The organism is Chitinophagaceae bacterium (assembly GCA_016699815.1).
Taxonomy (GTDB): Bacteria; Bacteroidota; Bacteroidia; order Chitinophagales; family Chitinophagaceae; genus Ferruginibacter.
In genome coordinates, this window is record CP065012.1 from 1,102,707 (window position 1) to 1,121,937 (window position 19,231).

A 19,231-nucleotide genomic window follows, 5' to 3' on the forward strand; every position below is an offset into this window, starting at 1 on the left:
TTTAGGTTAGGTTAGTTCAAAATTATTATCCGATATTTTACCGTCTTTCATGTGTACGATCCTGTCGCTCATTTTAGCTAAATCTTCGTTGTGGGTTACAATTAAAAAGGTTTGCTGGTATTCCCTGCTCAGTTTAATAAATAAATGATGCAATTCACGGGCATTTGCGCTATCCAGGTTGCCGGTGGGTTCATCGGCCATAATAATATCGGGCTTGTTAATTAATGCACGGCATACTGCTACCCGTTGCTGTTCCCCGCCACTCAATTCATTGGGCTTGTTCTTTAGCCTGTCCTGCAACCCCAAATGGGTTAAAAGCTGTGTTGCCCTTTCAATCGTATCTTTTTTATTGGCACCGCAAATCCAGGCAGGGATGCACACATTTTCCAAAGCTGTAAACTCCGGCAACAGGTGATGAAACTGGAAAATAAAACCTATATGCCGGTTGCGATATGCAGAAAGTGCATTACCCGATAATTTATCCGTACGGTTACCGGCTAAAGTAATTTCACCTTTATCAGGGGTATCCAAAGTGCCTAAAATATGAAGCAAAGTACTTTTACCTGCACCCGAAGAACCAACAATACACACAATTTCGCCTTTATTTACCTGGATACTTGCACCCTTAAGCACATGAAGGCTACCGTAAAATTTTTCTATATTTTTTGCCGTTAACACCCACCGAAAATAATAATAAAAAAGCAATATTTGCAGCAGTATAAAAACAGCCCTTATTTTTACCCTTTGGAGGTTGAAAAAATTTTATAAATAATGTTTATCTTCATCCAATGAGACTGCTTACGGTTTGTGCTTTTTTATTCCAAACATTTTTTCTTTTTGCCCAAAACAAAAATGCTACGATAAGCGGCCGTATTATTGATGAAAACGAAAATGGTATCAGCAATGTATCGGTATTGATATTGGGAAAAACCAAAGGTGTACCCGCAAAAGAAGATGGGTCATTTACCATTAGTGTGCCATCCGCAAAAACATTTGCCCTCGTTTTCAGCCATACCAGTTATATATCGGTACAAAAAAATTTCTTTTTGAGCCCTGGGGAAAATGAAACCATAACTATTAAACTATTAAAGAGCGGTAAGTTGCTTGATGAAGTAACCGTAAAAGATGAACGCCAGCGCACCGAAGCCGGGCTAATAAAAATAAACCCAAGAAATGCCTTAACACTTCCCAGCACAACAGGAGGAGTAGAAGCCTTGATAAAAACGCTGGTAGGCAGCAACAATGAACTTACTTCGCAATATAATGTACGTGGCGGTAGCTACGATGAAAACCTGGTATACATCAACGATTTTGAAGTGTACCGCCCATACCTGGTAAGTAGCGGGCAACAAGAAGGCTTAAGCCTTATCAATCCTTCTCTGGCAAGAAATGTATCTTTTTATACAGGCGGTTTCCAGGCAAAATATGGCGATAAAATGAGCAGTGTACTGGATATTCACTATAAAAAACCGGCAAAATTTGCAGGCAGTGTTTATGTAAGTCTGCTGGAGCAGGGCGCTTATACCGAGGGTTCATCTGCAAACAAAAAATTTTCTTACCTGGCCGGTGTTCGCAACAAAAGCAACCAAAGTTTATTAAGCAACCAGCCTACACAGGGCGCTTATATCCCTTCTGCATCCGATGCACAGGCATTGGTAACCTATAAATTTACTGAAAGATGGCAGGCAGAAGTTTTGGGCATTTTCTCATCATCAAGGTTTACTTTTTACCCCGAATCTGTTCAAAAAACCGCATCTGTATTTTCTCCATTTTACACATCCAATATTGGCCTCGATGTGTTTTTTGAAGGGCAGGAAAAAGATAAATACACTTCTTCCCTTTTGGGCATTTCTATTATTCAAAACCCAAATAAAGCAATTAAATTAAAATGGATGGCCAGCCGTTTTAAAGATGATGAAAATGAAAATTTTGACATTGCCGGCGCCTATCTTTTTGGCGAAAGAGATTTTGATAAAGCCAGCAACTCTTTCGGGCAAATTGTTAACCCATTAGGCTCGGGCTATTATCAGGATTATGCCCGCAACAAATTGAATATTGAACTTTGGAATTTTTCGCATAAGGGAAGCTGGGATATAGATAACCATTTTTTTCAATGGGGATTCAGTTATGAACAATCTAAAATTAATGATGTATTAAAGCAATGGCAGTTCAGGGATTCTGCAGGTTATTCCCTGCCTTATACCCCGGGAATAATGACCTTGTTCAGCAACTGGAACAGTAGTGCAAACCTAAATATTAACCGCTTTAATGGTTATGTGCAGGATAATATGCATTTTCAATTAAAAAATGCCGACATCAGTTTGCAGGCGGGAATAAGGTTTAACTTCAATAACCTGAACAAAGAAAATTTAATAAGCCCACGTATGCAGCTAAGCTTAAAACCCGGCTGGAAAAAAGACATGGTGTTTAAACTTGCTGCAGGCGTTTATAATCAGCCGCCATTTTACAGGGAGCTCAGGAAATATGATGGCACCTTAAATACAAATGTACAATCACAAAAAAGCATACAGTTAGTTGCCGGCTGGGATTATAATTTTAAAGGTATTGCATCAAGGCCTTTCCGTATAACGGCAGAAGCTTATTATAAGCAAATGAAAGATGTGGATGTGTATGATGTGGACAATGTAAAAATTCGCTATGCAGGAAACAATAATGCAAAAGCTTATGCAACCGGCATTGAGTTCCGCTTGTTTGGAGAATTGGTACAGGATGCCGAAAGCTGGCTGAGTATTGGTTTTATGAGAAGCCAGGAAGATATTGACAACGATTATTATTATGAATATAAAAATGCTGCCGGCGAAACCATTGGCCCAAAAACCGAAGACCAGGTAATAACCGACAGTGTTAAAAATAATGTGGGCTGGCTACGCAGGCCTACAGACAGGCTCATAACCGCAGGCTTATATCTTGAAGATTATTTAACCACCAATAAAAATTTCAGGGTGCACCTAAATTTATTGTATGGCAGCAATATGAGTTACAATATACCAGGAAGCGTACGTTACCGAAATGGGTTAATTATTGAACCCTATATGCGTATTGACATTGGCTTTAGCGCATTATTACTCAGCGAAAAAAATTTGAGGCGCAGCCATAGCCCATTTCGTGGGTTTGAAAATATATGGGCCAGCCTTGAAGTATTTAATTTAATAGACAGGGCGAATACTATTTCTTATCAATTAATAAAAGATTTTTCCAACAGCACCTATGCCATGCCCAACAGGCTCACACCAAGATTGTTAAATCTTAAATTGCTGGTTAAGTTTTGATTTTTATCTTTTCATTAATACACTTTTTTTGCAATAACCCGTAACTTTTCCACGTTATTATAACGGATGTTAATAAATTATTTAGTTATTCTAAAATTTCAAATCATAAATTTGAAACGAGCAATAATTAAAAACACCTTACACAATTTTAATTAACCCACCCTGCCGCTGCAACTTCGCTAAATGCATGCAGGTAAAATTGAGCAACTTTGACAGAAACGATCATTAACCTTGAAACTGTTAACCCCATTGAATTTTTTGGCGTTAACAATGGCAAACTCGATATCCTTAAGAAAAAATTTCCGTTATTGAAAATTCTTAGCCGGGGAACGCAAATAAAGCTTAGCGGCTCACCGGAACAAATTGAGCAAGCCAGAGAAAAAATTGATTTACTCATTCAGTATCTCCAAAGAAACGGGCACATGAGCGAAAATTATTTTGAGCAAATACTCGGAGGTGATGATGAACGGGCCATTGATAATTTTATGGACCGTAACATTAATGATGTGCTTGTATTTGGGCCAAATGGAAAAACAGTAAGGGCAAGGACATCAAACCAAAAAATGATGGTAGAAGCCTGCGATAAAAATGATATTGTATTTGCCATTGGTCCTGCAGGTACCGGTAAAACATATACCGCCGTTGCCCTGGCAGTAAGGGCATTAAAAAATAAACAGGTTAAAAAAATTATCCTCACAAGGCCTGCCGTAGAAGCCGGCGAAAGCCTTGGTTTTTTACCCGGCGACCTTAAAGAAAAAATTGACCCATACCTACGGCCTTTATATGATGCCCTGGATGATATGATACCTGCAGATAAATTGGGCTATTACATGAGTACACGTACCATTGAAATTGCGCCGCTTGCCTACATGCGTGGCCGTACGCTGGACAATGCCTTTATAATTTTGGATGAAGCCCAAAACACCAACGACCTTCAAATTAAAATGTTCCTAACCCGTATTGGACCAAATGCAAAAGCCATTATTACCGGCGATCCTTCACAAATTGATTTGCCTAAAAACCAATACAGCGGTTTGTTTAAAGCCTCAAAAATTTTAAAAAATATAGACGGTATTGCCCATATTGAACTCAATGAAGAAGATGTAGTAAGGCACCGCCTCGTAAAGCGCATCATCAGGGCGTATAACCAATTTGATGAAGCAAATGAAAAAAAACAAGAAAGAGAAACCAAACAGTAATACCTAAAACGATTTCAGGCTACACCCAATGACTCACCTAAACACTAACAAATTAAGGCGGCTTTTTAGCCGCTTTTTTATTTACCCTATGTAAAAGATATTTACCTTTAATTATTATTTAAAAAAACATGATAAAAAATATTTTTATTGCTTGTACCCTTTCTTTTTCATTTACCCAATGTAAACAAAAAGAAATGCAAAAACCCGAAACTGCCCTGGATGCCGGAAGGGCTTTTATAAGAGCCAGTCTTGACGGGGATTTTAAAGATGCGGAAAATTTGCTTCTGAAAGATTCGCAAAATGTACAAATGTTCAGCTCATATAAAACTTATTATGACCGGTTATCACAGGACAAAAAAATACATTACAAAAAAGCTTCGTACACCATTAATAAATACCAGGATGCTAACGACTCTACTACAATAATCAATTACAGCAACGATTATATGAAGAAGCCCATGGAAATAAAAGTGGTTTGGTACCATAATGAGTGGAAAATTGACTTTAAATACATTACTTCCGAAAACACCCCATTAAATTAATGCTTAAAAATTTGCTTATAGTAGGTGCTGGCGGGGCACTGGGATCCATAGCAAGGTTTTTAATTTATTTCATCTTCTCCAAAAATATTTTTTCGGCAAATACGCTCATCATCAATATTACAGGAAGTTTTATTATTGGCATATTGTATGCGCTAAGTTTAAAACAAAATGCCGTAGCAGAAACTACACTGCTATTTTTGGTTACTGGTATTTGCGGCGGATATACCACATTCTCTACCTTTAGCCTGGAAAATATCCAGCTCCTGCAATCAGGAAAAATATTGACCGCTATACTTTATTCATTATCGAGCCTTGCCGGAGGGCTGCTGGCGTGCTGGCTGGGTTATAAATTATTACAGGTAAAATAAAAAAAAATGAACCAATATGTATTACATCCCTGGCATGGGGCACATTATGGCAATAAGCAACCACAAGAGGTAAATGCACTTATTGAAATTTCGCAAGGCAGTAAATGCAAGCATGAAATTGACAAGCAAACAGGTCTGCTTAAGTTAGACCGTATTATTTATTCTTCATTTCATTACCCGGTAAACTATGGTTTTATTCCACAAACGCTTGGCCACGATGGCGACCCATTGGACATTTTGGTGATGTGCAGCGAGCCCATTCAACCGCTTTGCCTTGTAGAAGCAACGGTTATTGGCAATATGCAAATGATTGACAGCGGCGAAAAAGACGACAAGATTATTGCCGTTGCTTCAAAAGACCCATCGGTAAACCACATTAAAGATATTGACAGTATTCCCCAGCATTTTTTTGCCGTTTTAAAAAACTATTTTGAACAATATAAAGTTTTGGAAAACAAAGTGGTAAATATTGATAATTTTCAAAGCAGGGAAATTGCCTTTACCATTATTGAAGAAGCAATAACTTTATACAAAAATAAATTTTCCGGTTCTCCCAAATAATAAATACCATGGATACACAAACCATACTCATCCTGTTTTGTATTGGCATTGTTGCCGGAATGCTAAGTGGAATTGTAGGTATTGGCGGCGGCATAATTATTGTTCCTGCACTGGTGTTCTTTTTAGGTTTTTCGCAACTCAAAGCACAGGGAACCTCACTGGGTATATTATTATTGCCCGTAGGTATTTTGGCGGTAATACAATTTTATAAACAAGGGTACATTGACATGAAAACTGTTGGCATTGTAGCCTGCAGTTTTGTAGTTGGCGGCTACCTGGGCAGTAAAATTGCATTAGCACTTCCGCAGGAAACGGTTAAAAAAGTTTTTGCCGTTTTATTGCTGCTCATCAGTATTAAAATGTTTTTTTTCGATAAGCAAAAAACTGCTTCGGTAAAAATAAACAGTGTTACAGAAAAACCAGTTTAATTTTTTTTCCCCGGTGCCAGTAATGAAAAAAAAATCATTACCCAGCCAATAATAAATGCAACGCCACCAAAAGGGGTAATAGCGCCCACCCAATTTAAACCTTCGATTTGCTGTGCCTTAAAAAAAGTTACAAGATATAATGAGCCGCAAAATAATATGATGCCCATAATAAAAAACCTGGCTGCATTTAATAAAACCTGAGTAGCAAACTCTTTATATAAAATACCCACGGCCAGCAATGAAAATACATGGTAAAACTGGTATCGCACTGCAGTTTCAAATACGGCTAACCCCTGCAGATCCAGCATTTTTTTTAAGCCATGCGCCCCAAATGCACCAAGGGCAACGCTTACCGCACCCAAAAGAGCCGCTGTTTTAATTATCCCTTTATGCATGATGTGTATCTAAATTGGGTTGTAAAATAATATCCAGGCTTTTCGCTGTGAGGTTTTTAACTGGCATTTTTATTTGTGCCTGGTCATAAAAACTTTTCCTTTCGTTCATCAGTTTTTCAATAAAGAAAATAATTTCTCCTTCGTTTTTATCTTTTAACAAAGGCCGGGAACGGGTTTCTTTTTTAATATTTTCAAAAACTTCGGCAGGCGTTGCTTCAAGCAGTATGGTTAGCCCGTTTTCGTTCATCCATTCCATACTATTATGGGAACAGGGCGCTCCGCCGCCGCAGGCAATAATGCTGTTATCAAAAGGTAATGTAGAACGCAGGCAATCGGCCTCAACCTCACGGAAAAACTCCTCCCCTTTTTGTTCAAAAATGTCGAGTACTTTTCCATTTTCCTTTTCCTCTATCAGGGAATCCAAATCCATAAAAGGCATTTGGTGTTTTTTTGCCCATACTTTTCCCCAATAAGATTTGCCTGTACCCATAAAACCAATGATGTAAATCTTTTTTTTCATTTTAATTTTTTCATAGCTTGTAGCTTGTTATAAATTATGTGCAGCTATAACCTCCAGCGATGCCTTAATCAGGTTTTCTACAGCAGCTGCGCCATCTTTTGAAAATTGTTTTAAAACCCTGTTGGCCACAATTACATTTAAGCTCAGGCACCTGTGCCTTAGCGCCCTACCCAGACCATAAATTGCCGAGGTTTCCATTTCAAAATTAGAAATGAAAGTATTTTCAAACCGAAAATCGGTTAATTTTTCAATTAATCCCGGATAAGCAAGACCAAGCCTTAAAACCCTGCCTTGCGGGCCATAAAAACCGGGGCAACCTACGGTAATACCCTGGTAAAAGCCTTTAGAAAAATGTTGCAGCAATTCATTGCTTCCTGTAAAAATATAAGGCGTAACATTTCCTTTAAGGCCTGTGTGGGCAATAAACGCATCAATCATTTGGGTTTCTTCTTTTGTACATTGTTCGTTATAATAATGCATTACATTGTCAAAGCCCAGCCCATGGCTTCCGGCTACAAAACTATCTACAGGAATATGGGCCTGTAAAGAACCGCAGGTGCCAAAGCGAAAAATACTTAAAGAACGTAATTGCGGTTTTATGGTCCTGTTTGTAAAATCTATATTCACCAGTGCATCCAGTTCATTCATTACAATATCTATATTATCCGGGCCAATTCCGGCGCTCGTTACTGTAATGCGCTTTGTTCCTAAGTGTCCGGTATGTGTAATAAATTCCCGGTGTTGCAGCCGGTGTTCAATTGTATCAAAGTATTTACTTACAATGGGCACACGGTCGGGGTCGCCTACAACAATCACTGTATCGGCCAGTTCATCCGGCCTTACGCCCAGGTGATAAATGGCGCCACGCTTGTCCAATATCAGTTCCGATTCGGGAATTTTGTTCATATATAAATTATTATGGTAAGGTACAAATCAAAAAAAAGAATCAACCAGGCACCAGGTTTTGAAAGCAATAAATCAAAAATATTTATTGCTGTTCCTTAAAAATAAAGAATATTCTAAATTATAAGCGAGTTTCTTTAAATTTGGCTTATTACATTTATTTCTATGGCAGAAAAACAATTGACCAATTTGCCCGATTTTAGCTTATCGCCCCATATTGACCAGGTAGGTGTGGAAGAAAGGGTAAGCCGGGTTACCAAGCGCAGTATTAAAAAAGAAACCAAGCTTAACGGGCTGCTGCTTACCTTAAATATGATTGACCTTACCACATTGGAAGGCAAGGATACCGATGGAAAAGTGCAGCAAATGTGTTACAAAGCAAAGCATTTACATGATATTTATGAAGGCTTGCCAACAGTTGCTGCTGTTTGTGTTTATCCATCAATGGTACGCATTGCAAAAAAAGCGGTAGAAGGTTCAGGAGTAAAAGTGGCTGCTGTTGCAACGGCTTTTCCCAGCGGGCAGGCGCCGGGAGATGTAAAAATAAGAGATACCAAATTTGCCGTAAATGAAGGTGCCGATGAAATAGATATGGTGATAAGCCGTGGTAAATTTTTACAGGGAGAATACAATTTTGTTTTTGATGAAATAGCCGCCGTTAAAGAAGCTTGTGGCGAAGCAAGGCTTAAAGTAATTTTAGAAACCGGCGAACTGGTAACCTATGATAAAGTACGCAGGGCTAGCGATATTGCCATGTATGCAGGCGCCGATTTTATTAAAACCTCAACCGGAAAAATTTCACCTGCAGCTACTTTGCCCGTAACCCTGGTGATGCTGGAAGCCATTCGTGACTTTTATTATAAAACCGGTAAACGCATAGCCATGAAACCTGCGGGCGGAATTTCTAAATCTAAGCTGGCATTGCATTACCTGGTATTGCTCAACGAAATTTTAGGAGAAGAATGGATGAATAACCAATGGTTTCGCTTTGGGGCAAGCAGCCTGGCCAATGATGTACTGATGCAAATTATGAAAGAAAAAACCGGCGTTTATCAAAGCGCCAATTACTTTAGTATTGATTAACGTCGCCAACTTTCTTAAACGATATCAAACGACTTAAACCTATAAACGATTTAAACCATTTATAATGGCCAAAACAAAAAACAATACCATAAAATTAAAGTTTGACAGTGCAAGAAAATTTGCACCGGCACCCGAAAGCAGGAGCGCTGCAAAAATAAATGCCCGATATGATCATTTTATAAATGGAAAATTTGAAAAACCACAAAGCAAAAAATACTTTAGCACTATAAACCCAGCAACAGAAGAAAAACTGAGCGAAGTAGCCGATGGCAATGCAGCAGATGTTGTCAAAGCCGTAAAAGCTGCCCGTACCGCTTATGATAAATATTGGAAAAATATGAAAGGTTCGGAGCGTGCAAAATATATTTATCGCATTGCCCGTATGGTGCAGGAAAGGGCAAGGGAACTGGCCATAATAGAATCGCTCGATGGCGGCAAACCCATAAGGGAAAGCAGAGATTTTGATGTACCCACTGCTGCAAACCATTTTTTTTATTACGCAGGCTGGGCCGATAAATTAGAATATGCATTCCCCAACCGAAAGGCAAGTCCTTTGGGTGTAGCTGGGCAAATTATTCCCTGGAATTTTCCTTTATTAATGGCAGCATGGAAAATTGCACCAGCACTGGCAACAGGAAATACCGTGGTATTAAAACCTGCAGAAAGCACACCGCTTACTGCATTAAAACTTGCAGAAATTATTCAGGAAGCCGATTTGCCTCCCGGGGTTGTAAATATTTTAACCGGTGCAGGAGCAACCGGCGCTGCGTTGGTAAACCATCCGGGTGTAGATAAAATTGCATTTACCGGTTCCACCAATGTAGGAAAAATAATTCAAAATGCTATTGCCGGCACACCTAAAAAAGCCACGCTTGAATTAGGCGGAAAAGCCGCCAATATTATTTTTGAAGATGCTGCAATTAACCAGGCAGTAGAAGGGGTAATTAATGGAATATTTTTTAACCAGGGACATGTATGCTGCGCTGGTAGCCGCCTTTATGTACAGGAATCTGTTTACAAAACCGTTGTACAAAAATTAAAAGACAGGCTTGAAACTTTAATTGTGGGCGACCCACTGGATAAAAATACCGACATTGGTGCCATCAACTCAAAAGAGCAGTTGAACATCATCAATAACTATCTCAAAATTGGGCAAAAAGAAGGAGCCGCTATGCATCAAAGCAGCGTTGCATTACCTTCAAAAGGGTTTTGGTGCAGGCCAACCATTTTTACCAATGTGGCACAAAGCAACCGCATAGCGCAGGAAGAAATTTTTGGCCCCGTTCTGGCCATTCAAAGTTTCCGCACCGATGATGAAGTAATTGATAAAGCCAATAACACGCCTTATGGATTAAGCGCCGGGGTGTGGACGGATAAGGGTTCTAAAATTTTCAACCTAACCACAAAACTTAGAGCAGGTGTTGTGTGGGCAAATACGTTCAACAAATTTGATCCCAGTTCTCCCTTTGGAGGTTATAAAGAAAGTGGCTATGGAAGAGAAGGAGGATTGCATGGGTTGAGTGCGTATGTGAGGATTGTATAGAGAAAGAATGGCTTTTAGGAGAAAAGAATGAAACCCTTATGTGCTAATAAAAAAAAAATTAAACTATGCCCCGTCTCGAAGTTTTAAAAACATACAAAATATTTATTGCTGGTAAATTTCCCCGTACCGAATCGGGCAGGTATTATATTGCTGAAAATAAAAAAGGCGATAAGCTGGCCAATGTATGCCTTAGTTCACGCAAAGATTTCAGGGATGCTGTAATTGCGGCCCGTTCTGCATTTAATGATTGGGGAAGCCGTGCAGCATTTAACAGAAGCCAGGTATTATACCGCATTGCCGAAATGCTCGAAGGCAGAAAGGCTCAGTTTATTGACGAGTTGATGAAACAGGACAGTACAAAAGAGCAGGCAGAGAAAGAAGTTTCACTGAGTATTGAACGGCTCATTTATTACGCCGGATGGTGCGATAAATTTCAACAGCTTTATAGTACGGTAAACCCAGTTGCCTCTTCACACTTTAATTTTAGTGCGCCGGAACCTACTGGTGTTGTAAGTATAATTGCCCCACAAAACAATTCGCTCATAGGGCTGGTAAGTGTAATTGCCCCAATAATTGCCGGCGGCAACACCTGTGTGGTACTTGCATCGGCAAGTAAACCATTATGTGCCGTAACATTTGCCGAAGTGCTGGGCACAAGCGATGTGCCCGGTGGTACAATAAACATACTCACCGGAAAGCCCGGCGAATTGCTAAGCTGGTTTAGCGACCACATGGATGTAAATGCCATTGTATTTTGTGAAAATGATAAAGAGGCAATCCTTAAAATACAACAAAAAGCCACGCTCAATTTAAAAAGGGTTTTGCTATGGAACAATTACAACTGGCTTCTTGAAACAGCACAAAACCCTTACCTCATAAACGATGCCCAGGAAATAAAAACCACCTGGCACCCCATTGAAAATATTGGTGGCGCAAAAGCAGGGTATTAAATTTAAATAATTTTTTTGGGGAACAGGTTATATTCATAATAAGTGTCAACTTTTTCAGGATGATGCAAGTTAACCAGTTGCACTTATACCGATAAAGAAGACAACAAAAAACACGATAACAAAGTACAGGCAAATGAATTGCTTATGCTTGGTAAAGCTATTGTTTAAATAAAAAGTTGCAAAAGGGGCTACTTAAATGCGGCCTCTTTTTTTATACTTGGAAACCGACATTGATTTTGTAATTTTATTACGCTTTATGGATATACCAACAACTACACATAACGATTTACTTGAACTTGCCGAGGGATTTATAAATAACAGCAACCAACCGGTATTTTTAACGGGCAAAGCAGGAACCGGTAAAACTACTTTTTTAAAACATATTATAAAGCATAGTGTAAAAAACTGTGCGGTAGTTGCGCCTACTGGTGTGGCAGCTATAAATGCCGGTGGTGCAACCATTCATTCATTTTTTCAATTACCCTTTACTCCATACCTGCCACAGGGCGCTTTTGAGCAGCACACATTGGCAACAAATGAACCGCACAATTTAATGGCCAGCATGCGCTTAAGCCAAAAACGCCGGGAGGTATTACAGCAATTGGAGCTGCTTATTATAGATGAAATAAGTATGGTAAGGGCTGATGTACTGGATGCCATGGACAATGTATTGCGCCATGTACGCAGCCGCCGCAGGCAACCTTTTGGTGGGGTGCAGGTTTTATATATTGGCGATTTATACCAGTTGCCACCCGTAGTAAAAGATGAGGAATGGATATTACTGAAAAATTATTATGAAAACCCTTTTTTCTTTAGCAGCAAAGTAATGGCAGAGCAACCGCCCGTTTATATAGAATTAAAAAAAGTATATCGGCAGCACGACAGCCACTTTATACAGATCTTAAACCAGGTACGCAATAACGATATGGACGAAGAGGGCTACAACCTGTTGCACGAACGCTTAAATAAAAGGCCTGCAAATGAAGGAGTAATTACCCTTACTACGCATAATGCCACGGCCGATCAATTAAATAATAGTGCATTGGGGTTAATAAAGGATAAAGAATTTGTGTACCGGGCAAATGTTGATGGAGATTTCTCCGAACGCATTTTTCCTACAGAAGAATATTTGCGGTTAAAAAAAGGAACCCAGGTAATGTTTTTAAAAAATAATACCGAGAAAGGTTATTATAACGGAAAAATTGGAACCATTAGCAACCTGGAAGAAGATAAAATAGTGGTTAACTGTAAAGATGCAGATGGAGAAAAAGAAATTGAAGTACAAAAAGAAACCTGGCGAAATGTAAAATATACCGTAGATGAAAAAAAGAGTAAAATTGAGGAAGAAGTAGCGGGCAGTTTTACACAATACCCGCTTCGGCTGGCCTGGGCCATAACCATTCACAAAAGCCAGGGCCTTACCTTCAACCAGGTAATTATTGATGCGCAAAGGGCATTTGCACCTGGCCAGGTGTATGTGGCGTTAAGCCGCTGCAGAACTTTAGAAGGCATTTATTTACAATCTGCTATTGCCCATAAAAGCCTGCGAAGCGATGATCGTATTGTGGCTTATTGCCAGCAACAATCAGCAAGCGATGAGTTAAGAAAATCATTAGCGCAAGCTACCTGCAACTTTCAGCAGGAAATTATTTTAGCGCTCATGAATTTTTCGGATATGGCCTACCATTCCAAAAAATTATCAGATTTTATCATTCAGCAACCAAGCTTTGGAAAAAAATCAATTGAGTGGGCCGCACACAATGTAATGCAAGCTGAAATTTATAAAAAGCATGGCAATACATTTAGTGCAGAATTACAAAAGCTTTTTGGCGAAATGCCGCCCAAACAAAATGAAGCTGTTACAAAAAGGTTAACCACTGCATCAAAATGGTTTATAAACGAATTAGAAAATTTAAAAGAACATTTAAGAACCATTAAAGCTTCTACCGATAACCGGCAGGTTGCGCTTGACTTTAATAGCCGGGCCGGCAAATTGTACGAAGCCATTTGCAACAAAATGTTTTTGCTTACTGCTTGCACGCAAACATTTGACCTTAATTATTTTCAAAAACACAAAGCATCGTATAAAGCTGTTCCGTTTCCTGTTTCTATTTATGCAGCAGCTACCGAAAAATTATCGGGCATGGCAGACCTTAATTTATTGAATCAATTAAGAAATTTACGCAGCCAAATGGCAGAAGATGCAGGAATAGCCCTATTTATGATATGCAGTACCGAATCATTGGAGCTCATGGCTACCTATTTCCCTTTTACAGAAAAAGATCTTGAAAAAATTAAAGGCTTTGGTACCAAAAAAATTAGCCAGTACGGAAACCCTTTTTTAGAAACAATTAGGGATTATTGCAATTTTTTTGCCATTGAAACACAAATGCATTTAATTGGCGGTACTAAAAAGAAAAAAACACCCAAAGCTACTAAGAACGATACCAAACTTTTAACCTTCGACTTATACCAGCAAGGTAAAACAATTCAGGAAATTGCAACACTTCGAAATTTAAGCACATCAACTATTGAATCGCACTTAGCGTATTATATACAATCAGGCAGTATTGCCATTCTGGATATATTAGATGTGCAAACCTACCGGGATATTAAAGCGCAGGTACAAAAAAACCCTGCTGCCGCACTTGCAGAAATAAAAACACAATTACGGCAATATAGTTATGGCCAAATAAAGATGGTGATGGCGGCAAAAGAAAGCAACTAAAAAATTGGTTGGACTCCTCAACTAAATATCTTCTACCTCCAGTTTTTACAATTCATCAATAAGAATATTAAAAGTTTACTGTGCCCTCCCATTGCATCTATTCAGAATAAGAGCAGCTGCCGTTTTATATCTTTATCTGAACGATATCCAATGATCCATAAATAAAGTTGACAGATGCTCTGCTTCACTTAAATACAACAAAGCCCAAAAAAAGGGGCTTTGTTTACTTTATAATTAAAATGTTTATTTATACTGGGGCGCTAAACCTTTTGCCAGCTCTGCAACTTTTTTAAGCCCATCTTCGGGCAGGTTGCCTTTTTTAAACTCGGCCAACACTTCGGGGTATTTATTTTCCATTTCCATCAAAAAGTGGTCTTCAAATGCTTTTACGTTTTTCACCGCCACATCTTTCAATAATCCCTGTGTACCTAAGTAAATAATTGCTACTTGTTTTTCTACAGCAAATGGGCTGTATTGCGCCTGCTTCAACACTTCCACGTTTCTTGCACCTTTATCTATTACATTTTTGGTAGCCGCATCAAGGTCGCCGCCAAATTTAGAAAATGCTTCCAGCTCACGGTAAAGCGCCTGGTCAAGCTTAAGGGTACCGGCAACTTTTTTCATAGATTTTATTTGCGCATTTCCCCCCACACGGCTCACGCTGATACCTACGTTAATAGCCGGCCTTATACCTGAGTTAAACAGGTTACCTTCCAAAAATATTTGCCCGTCGGTAATAGAAATTACATTGGTGGGAATATAGGCAGATACATCACCCGCCTGTGTTTCAATAATGGGCAATGCAGTTAAAGAACCACCACCTTTTACCAAATGTTTAATGGATTCCGGCAGGTCGTTCATTTGCTTTGCAATTTCATCTTTTGAAATTACTTTGGCAGCCCTTTCTAATAAGCGGCTATGCAAATAAAATACATCACCAGGGTATGCCTCACGGCCCGGCGGGCGGCGGAGCAGCAAAGAAACCTCACGGTAAGCCACGGCCTGCTTTGATAAATCATCATAAATAATTAATGCAGGGCGGCCGGTATCACGAAAAAATTCCCCAATGGCAGCGCCTGCAAATGGTGCGTAGAACTGTAATGGAGCAGGGTCGCTGGCAGATGCAGCAACAATTGTTGAATAAGCCATAGCGCCGTTCTCTTCCAGCGTTTTCATAATACCAGCAATGGTAGATGCTTTTTGCCCAATACCTACATATATACAATAAACCGGCTGGCCGGCATCATAAAACTCTTTTTGGTTAATGATGGTATCAATGGCAATTGCGGTTTTACCGGTTTGGCGGTCGCCAATTATAAGCTCACGTTGTCCACGCCCAATTGGTATCATGGCATCTATGGCTTTAATACCAGTTTGCAAAGGTTCTTTTACCGGCTCACGAAAAATTACACCAGGAGCTTTTCTTTCCAAAGGCATTTCATATAACTCGCCTTTGAGCGGGCCTTTACCATCTATTGGCTGGCCCAATGTATTAATTACACGGCCTGCCATACCATCGCCAACTTTAATAGAGGCAATTTGGCCGGTACGTTTTACTTTATCGCCTTCTTTAATTTCCGTGCTTTCACCCATCAATACCACACCCACATTATCTTCTTCCAGGTTTAGCGCAATGGCTTTTACGCCGTTTTCAAATTCTACCAGCTCTCCCGACCGAACATTGTTGAGGCCATATACACGGGCAATACCATCACCCACCTGTAATACAGTGCCAATTTCTTCAAGATTTGCCGAAGCATTAAAATTGCTCAACTGCTGGCGAAGTATCGCCGAAATTTCATCTGGTTTAATTTCTACCATACAATTTTATTTATTTGTTTACCGGCTCAATACCCGTGGTCAACATCGTTGTGTCACTCACTTCGGCATTCCCGGCAATGATCATCAATTTTTAGGCCGCAAAGGTAAGCCTTGAACCTGTACCGGCAAAAAATTTCCCTTATTTATCTGCTTAATTTTGAGAACATAATTTTGTATTTATACAAAAAAAATATAATTTTATTTTTCCCAATGTAAAAAACCAAATTTTTGACTTTATGAAAAACCTTACAACTGGCCTTTTATGCCTTATAAGCGGAATTTTAGCCTTGCCCTTCAGCAGCAATTCTCAGGCAATTTATCCTGTTTCCCTGCAGGAAAAAGTGCAAAACTCTTCTTTAATTGTTGAAGCCTTAGTAGAATCGCAATCTTCTTTTTGGAACCCGGCACACACCGGTATTTTTACCAGTAATAAAGTAAAATTATCCAAAGTTTTTAAAGGCAGCATACAGGCCCAATATATAGATATATTAACCGTTGGCGGCTCGGTAGGTAATGAAGCCATTGAAGCCAGCGACCTTGCCAGCCTGCAATTGGGCGAAACAGGCATTTTCTTTTGTTTCCCAAACAGTATTAACCTAAGAAACCCCCAAACCAATGAGTTGCTTTATGATATTTACAGCAGTGCACAGGGTTTTATAAGGTATGACCTGGTAAGTAAAATTGCCGATGCACCATTTGTAAGTTATAAAAATATTGTAACCAACCTATATCCCATACTTGAGCAGGCAACAGGAAGAACTTATGAAAATAAAAATCCCGGTTTTAGTATTAGTGCCTGGCCTGTAGTGCAACAAACTAATGTTTTAGGCATCACTTCATTTTCGCCTGCAAATGTAGTATCAGGCGCTACAGAAAACCCTGCCCAAAACCTGCTCACTATTAATGGTACCGATTTTGGGCCAAACAGTGGATCTGCTGCAATACTTTTTGACGATGCCAATAATGGAACCGGTGGCACAGTTTTTACTGTTGCCTATAATGATCCACTTGTAGTATCCTGGACCAATACGCAAATACAGGTTCGTGTACCCAGCCGTGCAGGCACAGGTTTTTTCCAAGTGCGAGATGCTTCAGGCACTTCGGTTACTTCTCCCACTTCACTCAATGTAAATTATGCTGTACTTTCTGCATCATCCTCCGGCGCTATTAAACAAACCAATTTAATGGATGATAATGGCCTGGGTGGTTACAGCATTGTATATAGTACCAATACCGCAGGTAATGGAGTTGACCTGGATGCATCACCAACAAAAGCAACTTTTCAAAGGGCTTTAAATACCTGGAGAGAAGTAAGCGGTTTAAATTTTATTGAAGGCGGAACCACAACCGTACAGGCTGTAACAGGAGATGGATTAAATGTGGCCATGTTTGATAATACAAATACCGGGTATCCACCTTTAGCAGCAGGAATATTAGGGGTTTGTTATTCTTATTCTTCAAACTGTGGTGCTTCGTTTGCCTTTCGTAAGCCGGAATTTGAAATTGTATTAAGAAACAATCTTGTTTCATTGGGCAGTACTACATTTGAATCCGGGCCATGTTACCCTGCAAGTGGTATTACCGATATGGAAGCCGTAATTCTTCATGAGTTGGGTCATGCCTTAAACCTTGCCCATATTAATGACAGCTACCAGGGTTCTTCTTATGCCACTTATAACCCTACTAAAGTAATGAACTTTGCTATTTTAGCCGGTACGGCTCGTAAATCGCCGGATTGGTCAGCATTTATTGGTTCGCAATATTGTATTAATCCAAAAGGGTTAAGCTATGGTGCTTGTACTTCAGGCATAGAAATGTTGCCACTTACACCCATTAACGAAGCAAAAGACGAATGCCCTGTTTTTCCTTCGGTTACCACACCCAATAATACTATGATAAATTTTGACCTGGTACATGCAACAAGCAATAAAAATGGCGATCCGCAATTTACTGCTATCAATTGTGCAGGTACAGGTTTAGGCATTACCAATAATGCCTATTTTGCCCTGCTTACCGGCACAGGCACTACCATTGATATGGTAGTGAGTGATTATGTTACATCGCCTGCAAGCCAAAGTGGTTGTGCCTCTGCAGGTGTTGAATTAGCGCTATACCAGGTAAGCTCCTGCCCGGCCGGCCAGGCTTTTCCTGCTCCGGTTGCCTGCCGTACTTTTACAGGCAATGGAGCGTTGGCAACATTTACAGGGTTGCTTACAGGTACAAATTACCTGCTTTTTGTAGATGGCAAAAATAATACTAAAGCCAACTTTAATATTTTGCTCAATGGCACGGCTTTGCCAGTAAGGCTTACCCAATTTTCCGGCATTGCAAAAAATAGTTTTAATGAGTTGATATGGTCATTACAAATTACTTCCACAGAAAAATCAATTGTTCTGCAATCTTCTGTTGATGGGTTTTTGTTTTATGATATTTATGAACAACCCATTATCAATGGCACTACAGATTTACACGGAAAATATAATGATTTTACAACCGATGCTAAAAAACATTATCGTCTAAAAATTGCAGATCAAAACGGCAGTATTAGTTTTTCCAATATACTGCTGCTGCAAAGAGAAAGCAACAGCTTCTCTGTTTCCCCCAATCCTGCAAAAGATTTTATAAATATTTCGCTACAGGTAAAAAATCGTAGCGTTTATCAATTTGAATTATACAATGCAGCAGGTAAATTAGTAAAACGCCAGTTAGAAACCCTGGAAACAGGGATGCAAAGCATCCAACTCAATGGATTAAATAAGTTAGCTGCCGGCGTTTATACCTTAAAAGTTGGCAATGAAAAAACAACAGAAAGAATGAAGCTGATGATAAAGTAGTAGGTAGGGAAAGTTACAGCAACCAAAAGCAAATTTATTACAAAAAAAGTAAGTGTATATTTAGGC

16 protein-coding genes are annotated in these 19,231 nt (G+C 39.4%); 11 read left to right on the forward strand and 5 right to left on the reverse strand.

Annotated elements, in window-relative coordinates:
• Positions 1 to 6: 6 nt before the first annotated feature.
• Positions 7 to 678, reverse strand: coding sequence for an ABC transporter ATP-binding protein (locus IPO46_04845; protein ID QQS63913.1), 672 nt, complete (start codon positions 676 to 678; stop codon positions 7 to 9).
• 110 nt (positions 679 to 788) lie between these two features.
• Here IPO46_04845 and IPO46_04850 point away from each other — a divergent pair, with 110 nt between their 5' ends.
• The 6 genes from IPO46_04850 to IPO46_04875 all read left to right on the forward strand — a co-directional run bounded on the left by IPO46_04850 (position 789) and on the right by IPO46_04875 (position 6,388).
• Positions 789 to 3,290, forward strand: coding sequence for a TonB-dependent receptor (locus tag IPO46_04850; GenBank protein ID QQS63914.1), 2,502 nt, complete (start codon positions 789 to 791; stop codon positions 3,288 to 3,290).
• A 209-nt stretch (positions 3,291 to 3,499) separates the two neighbouring features.
• Positions 3,500 to 4,489 (forward strand): PhoH family protein, encoded by a 990-nt coding sequence (locus IPO46_04855; GenBank protein QQS63915.1) that lies wholly within the window; start codon positions 3,500 to 3,502, stop codon positions 4,487 to 4,489.
• 128 nt (positions 4,490 to 4,617) lie between these two features.
• Positions 4,618 to 5,031 (forward strand): DUF4878 domain-containing protein, encoded by a 414-nt coding sequence (locus IPO46_04860; GenBank protein QQS63916.1) that lies wholly within the window; start codon positions 4,618 to 4,620, stop codon positions 5,029 to 5,031.
• On the forward strand, positions 5,031 to 5,399 hold the full coding sequence (gene crcB / locus IPO46_04865; GenBank protein ID QQS63917.1) for a fluoride efflux transporter CrcB: 369 nt from the start codon (positions 5,031 to 5,033) through the stop codon (positions 5,397 to 5,399). The genes IPO46_04860 and crcB overlap by 1 nt, the downstream gene beginning before the upstream one ends.
• Before the next feature lie 6 nt (positions 5,400 to 5,405).
• Positions 5,406 to 5,960 carry an inorganic diphosphatase gene (locus IPO46_04870; GenBank protein QQS63918.1) on the forward strand — a complete coding sequence of 185 codons (555 nt, stop codon included), beginning with the start codon at positions 5,406 to 5,408 and terminating at the stop codon, positions 5,958 to 5,960.
• 8 nt (positions 5,961 to 5,968) lie between these two features.
• Positions 5,969 to 6,388 (forward strand): sulfite exporter TauE/SafE family protein, encoded by a 420-nt coding sequence (locus IPO46_04875; protein QQS63919.1) that lies wholly within the window; start codon positions 5,969 to 5,971, stop codon positions 6,386 to 6,388.
• Here the strand turns inward: IPO46_04875 and IPO46_04880 are convergent.
• Genes IPO46_04880 through IPO46_04890 form a run of 3 tightly spaced genes read right to left on the reverse strand, consistent with a single transcriptional unit; the run spans position 6,385 to position 8,209 of the window.
• Positions 6,385 to 6,783 (reverse strand): DUF423 domain-containing protein, encoded by a 399-nt coding sequence (locus IPO46_04880; GenBank protein ID QQS63920.1) that lies wholly within the window; start codon positions 6,781 to 6,783, stop codon positions 6,385 to 6,387. The two genes, IPO46_04875 and IPO46_04880, sit on opposite strands and share 4 nt — an antisense overlap.
• Positions 6,776 to 7,303 (reverse strand): shikimate kinase, encoded by a 528-nt coding sequence (locus tag IPO46_04885; GenBank protein ID QQS63921.1) that lies wholly within the window; start codon positions 7,301 to 7,303, stop codon positions 6,776 to 6,778. The genes IPO46_04880 and IPO46_04885 overlap by 8 nt, the downstream gene beginning before the upstream one ends.
• A gap of 27 nt (positions 7,304 to 7,330) precedes the next feature.
• Positions 7,331 to 8,209 (reverse strand): nucleoside phosphorylase, encoded by an 879-nt coding sequence (locus IPO46_04890; GenBank protein QQS63922.1) that lies wholly within the window; start codon positions 8,207 to 8,209, stop codon positions 7,331 to 7,333.
• A 162-nt stretch (positions 8,210 to 8,371) separates the two neighbouring features.
• On the opposite strand from IPO46_04890, the gene deoC reads away from it, so the two are divergent.
• The 4 genes from deoC to IPO46_04910 all read left to right on the forward strand — a co-directional run bounded on the left by deoC (position 8,372) and on the right by IPO46_04910 (position 14,510).
• Positions 8,372 to 9,289 carry a deoxyribose-phosphate aldolase gene (deoC, locus tag IPO46_04895; protein ID QQS63923.1) on the forward strand — a complete coding sequence of 306 codons (918 nt, stop codon included), beginning with the start codon at positions 8,372 to 8,374 and terminating at the stop codon, positions 9,287 to 9,289.
• 64 nt (positions 9,290 to 9,353) lie between these two features.
• A complete protein-coding gene (locus IPO46_04900; protein QQS63924.1) occupies positions 9,354 to 10,832 on the forward strand; it encodes an aldehyde dehydrogenase family protein in 1,479 nt (492 codons plus the stop codon).
• A gap of 65 nt (positions 10,833 to 10,897) precedes the next feature.
• Complete coding sequence (locus tag IPO46_04905) at positions 10,898 to 11,782, forward strand: aldehyde dehydrogenase family protein (GenBank protein ID QQS63925.1); 885 nt, start codon at positions 10,898 to 10,900, stop codon at positions 11,780 to 11,782.
• Positions 11,783 to 12,038: 256 nt separating this feature from the next.
• Positions 12,039 to 14,510 carry a helix-turn-helix domain-containing protein gene (locus IPO46_04910; protein QQS63926.1) on the forward strand — a complete coding sequence of 824 codons (2,472 nt, stop codon included), beginning with the start codon at positions 12,039 to 12,041 and terminating at the stop codon, positions 14,508 to 14,510.
• 243 nt (positions 14,511 to 14,753) lie between these two features.
• Here IPO46_04910 and IPO46_04915 read toward each other — a convergent pair whose 3' ends face one another.
• A complete protein-coding gene (locus tag IPO46_04915) occupies positions 14,754 to 16,331 on the reverse strand; it encodes a F0F1 ATP synthase subunit alpha (protein ID QQS63927.1) in 1,578 nt (525 codons plus the stop codon).
• Between the two features lie 236 nt (positions 16,332 to 16,567).
• Here IPO46_04915 and IPO46_04920 point away from each other — a divergent pair, with 236 nt between their 5' ends.
• The gene (locus IPO46_04920; GenBank protein ID QQS63928.1) at positions 16,568 to 19,165 is read left to right on the forward strand and encodes a T9SS type A sorting domain-containing protein; all 2,598 of its coding nucleotides are present in this window, start codon (positions 16,568 to 16,570) and stop codon (positions 19,163 to 19,165) included.
• Positions 19,166 to 19,231: the final 66 nt, after the last annotated feature.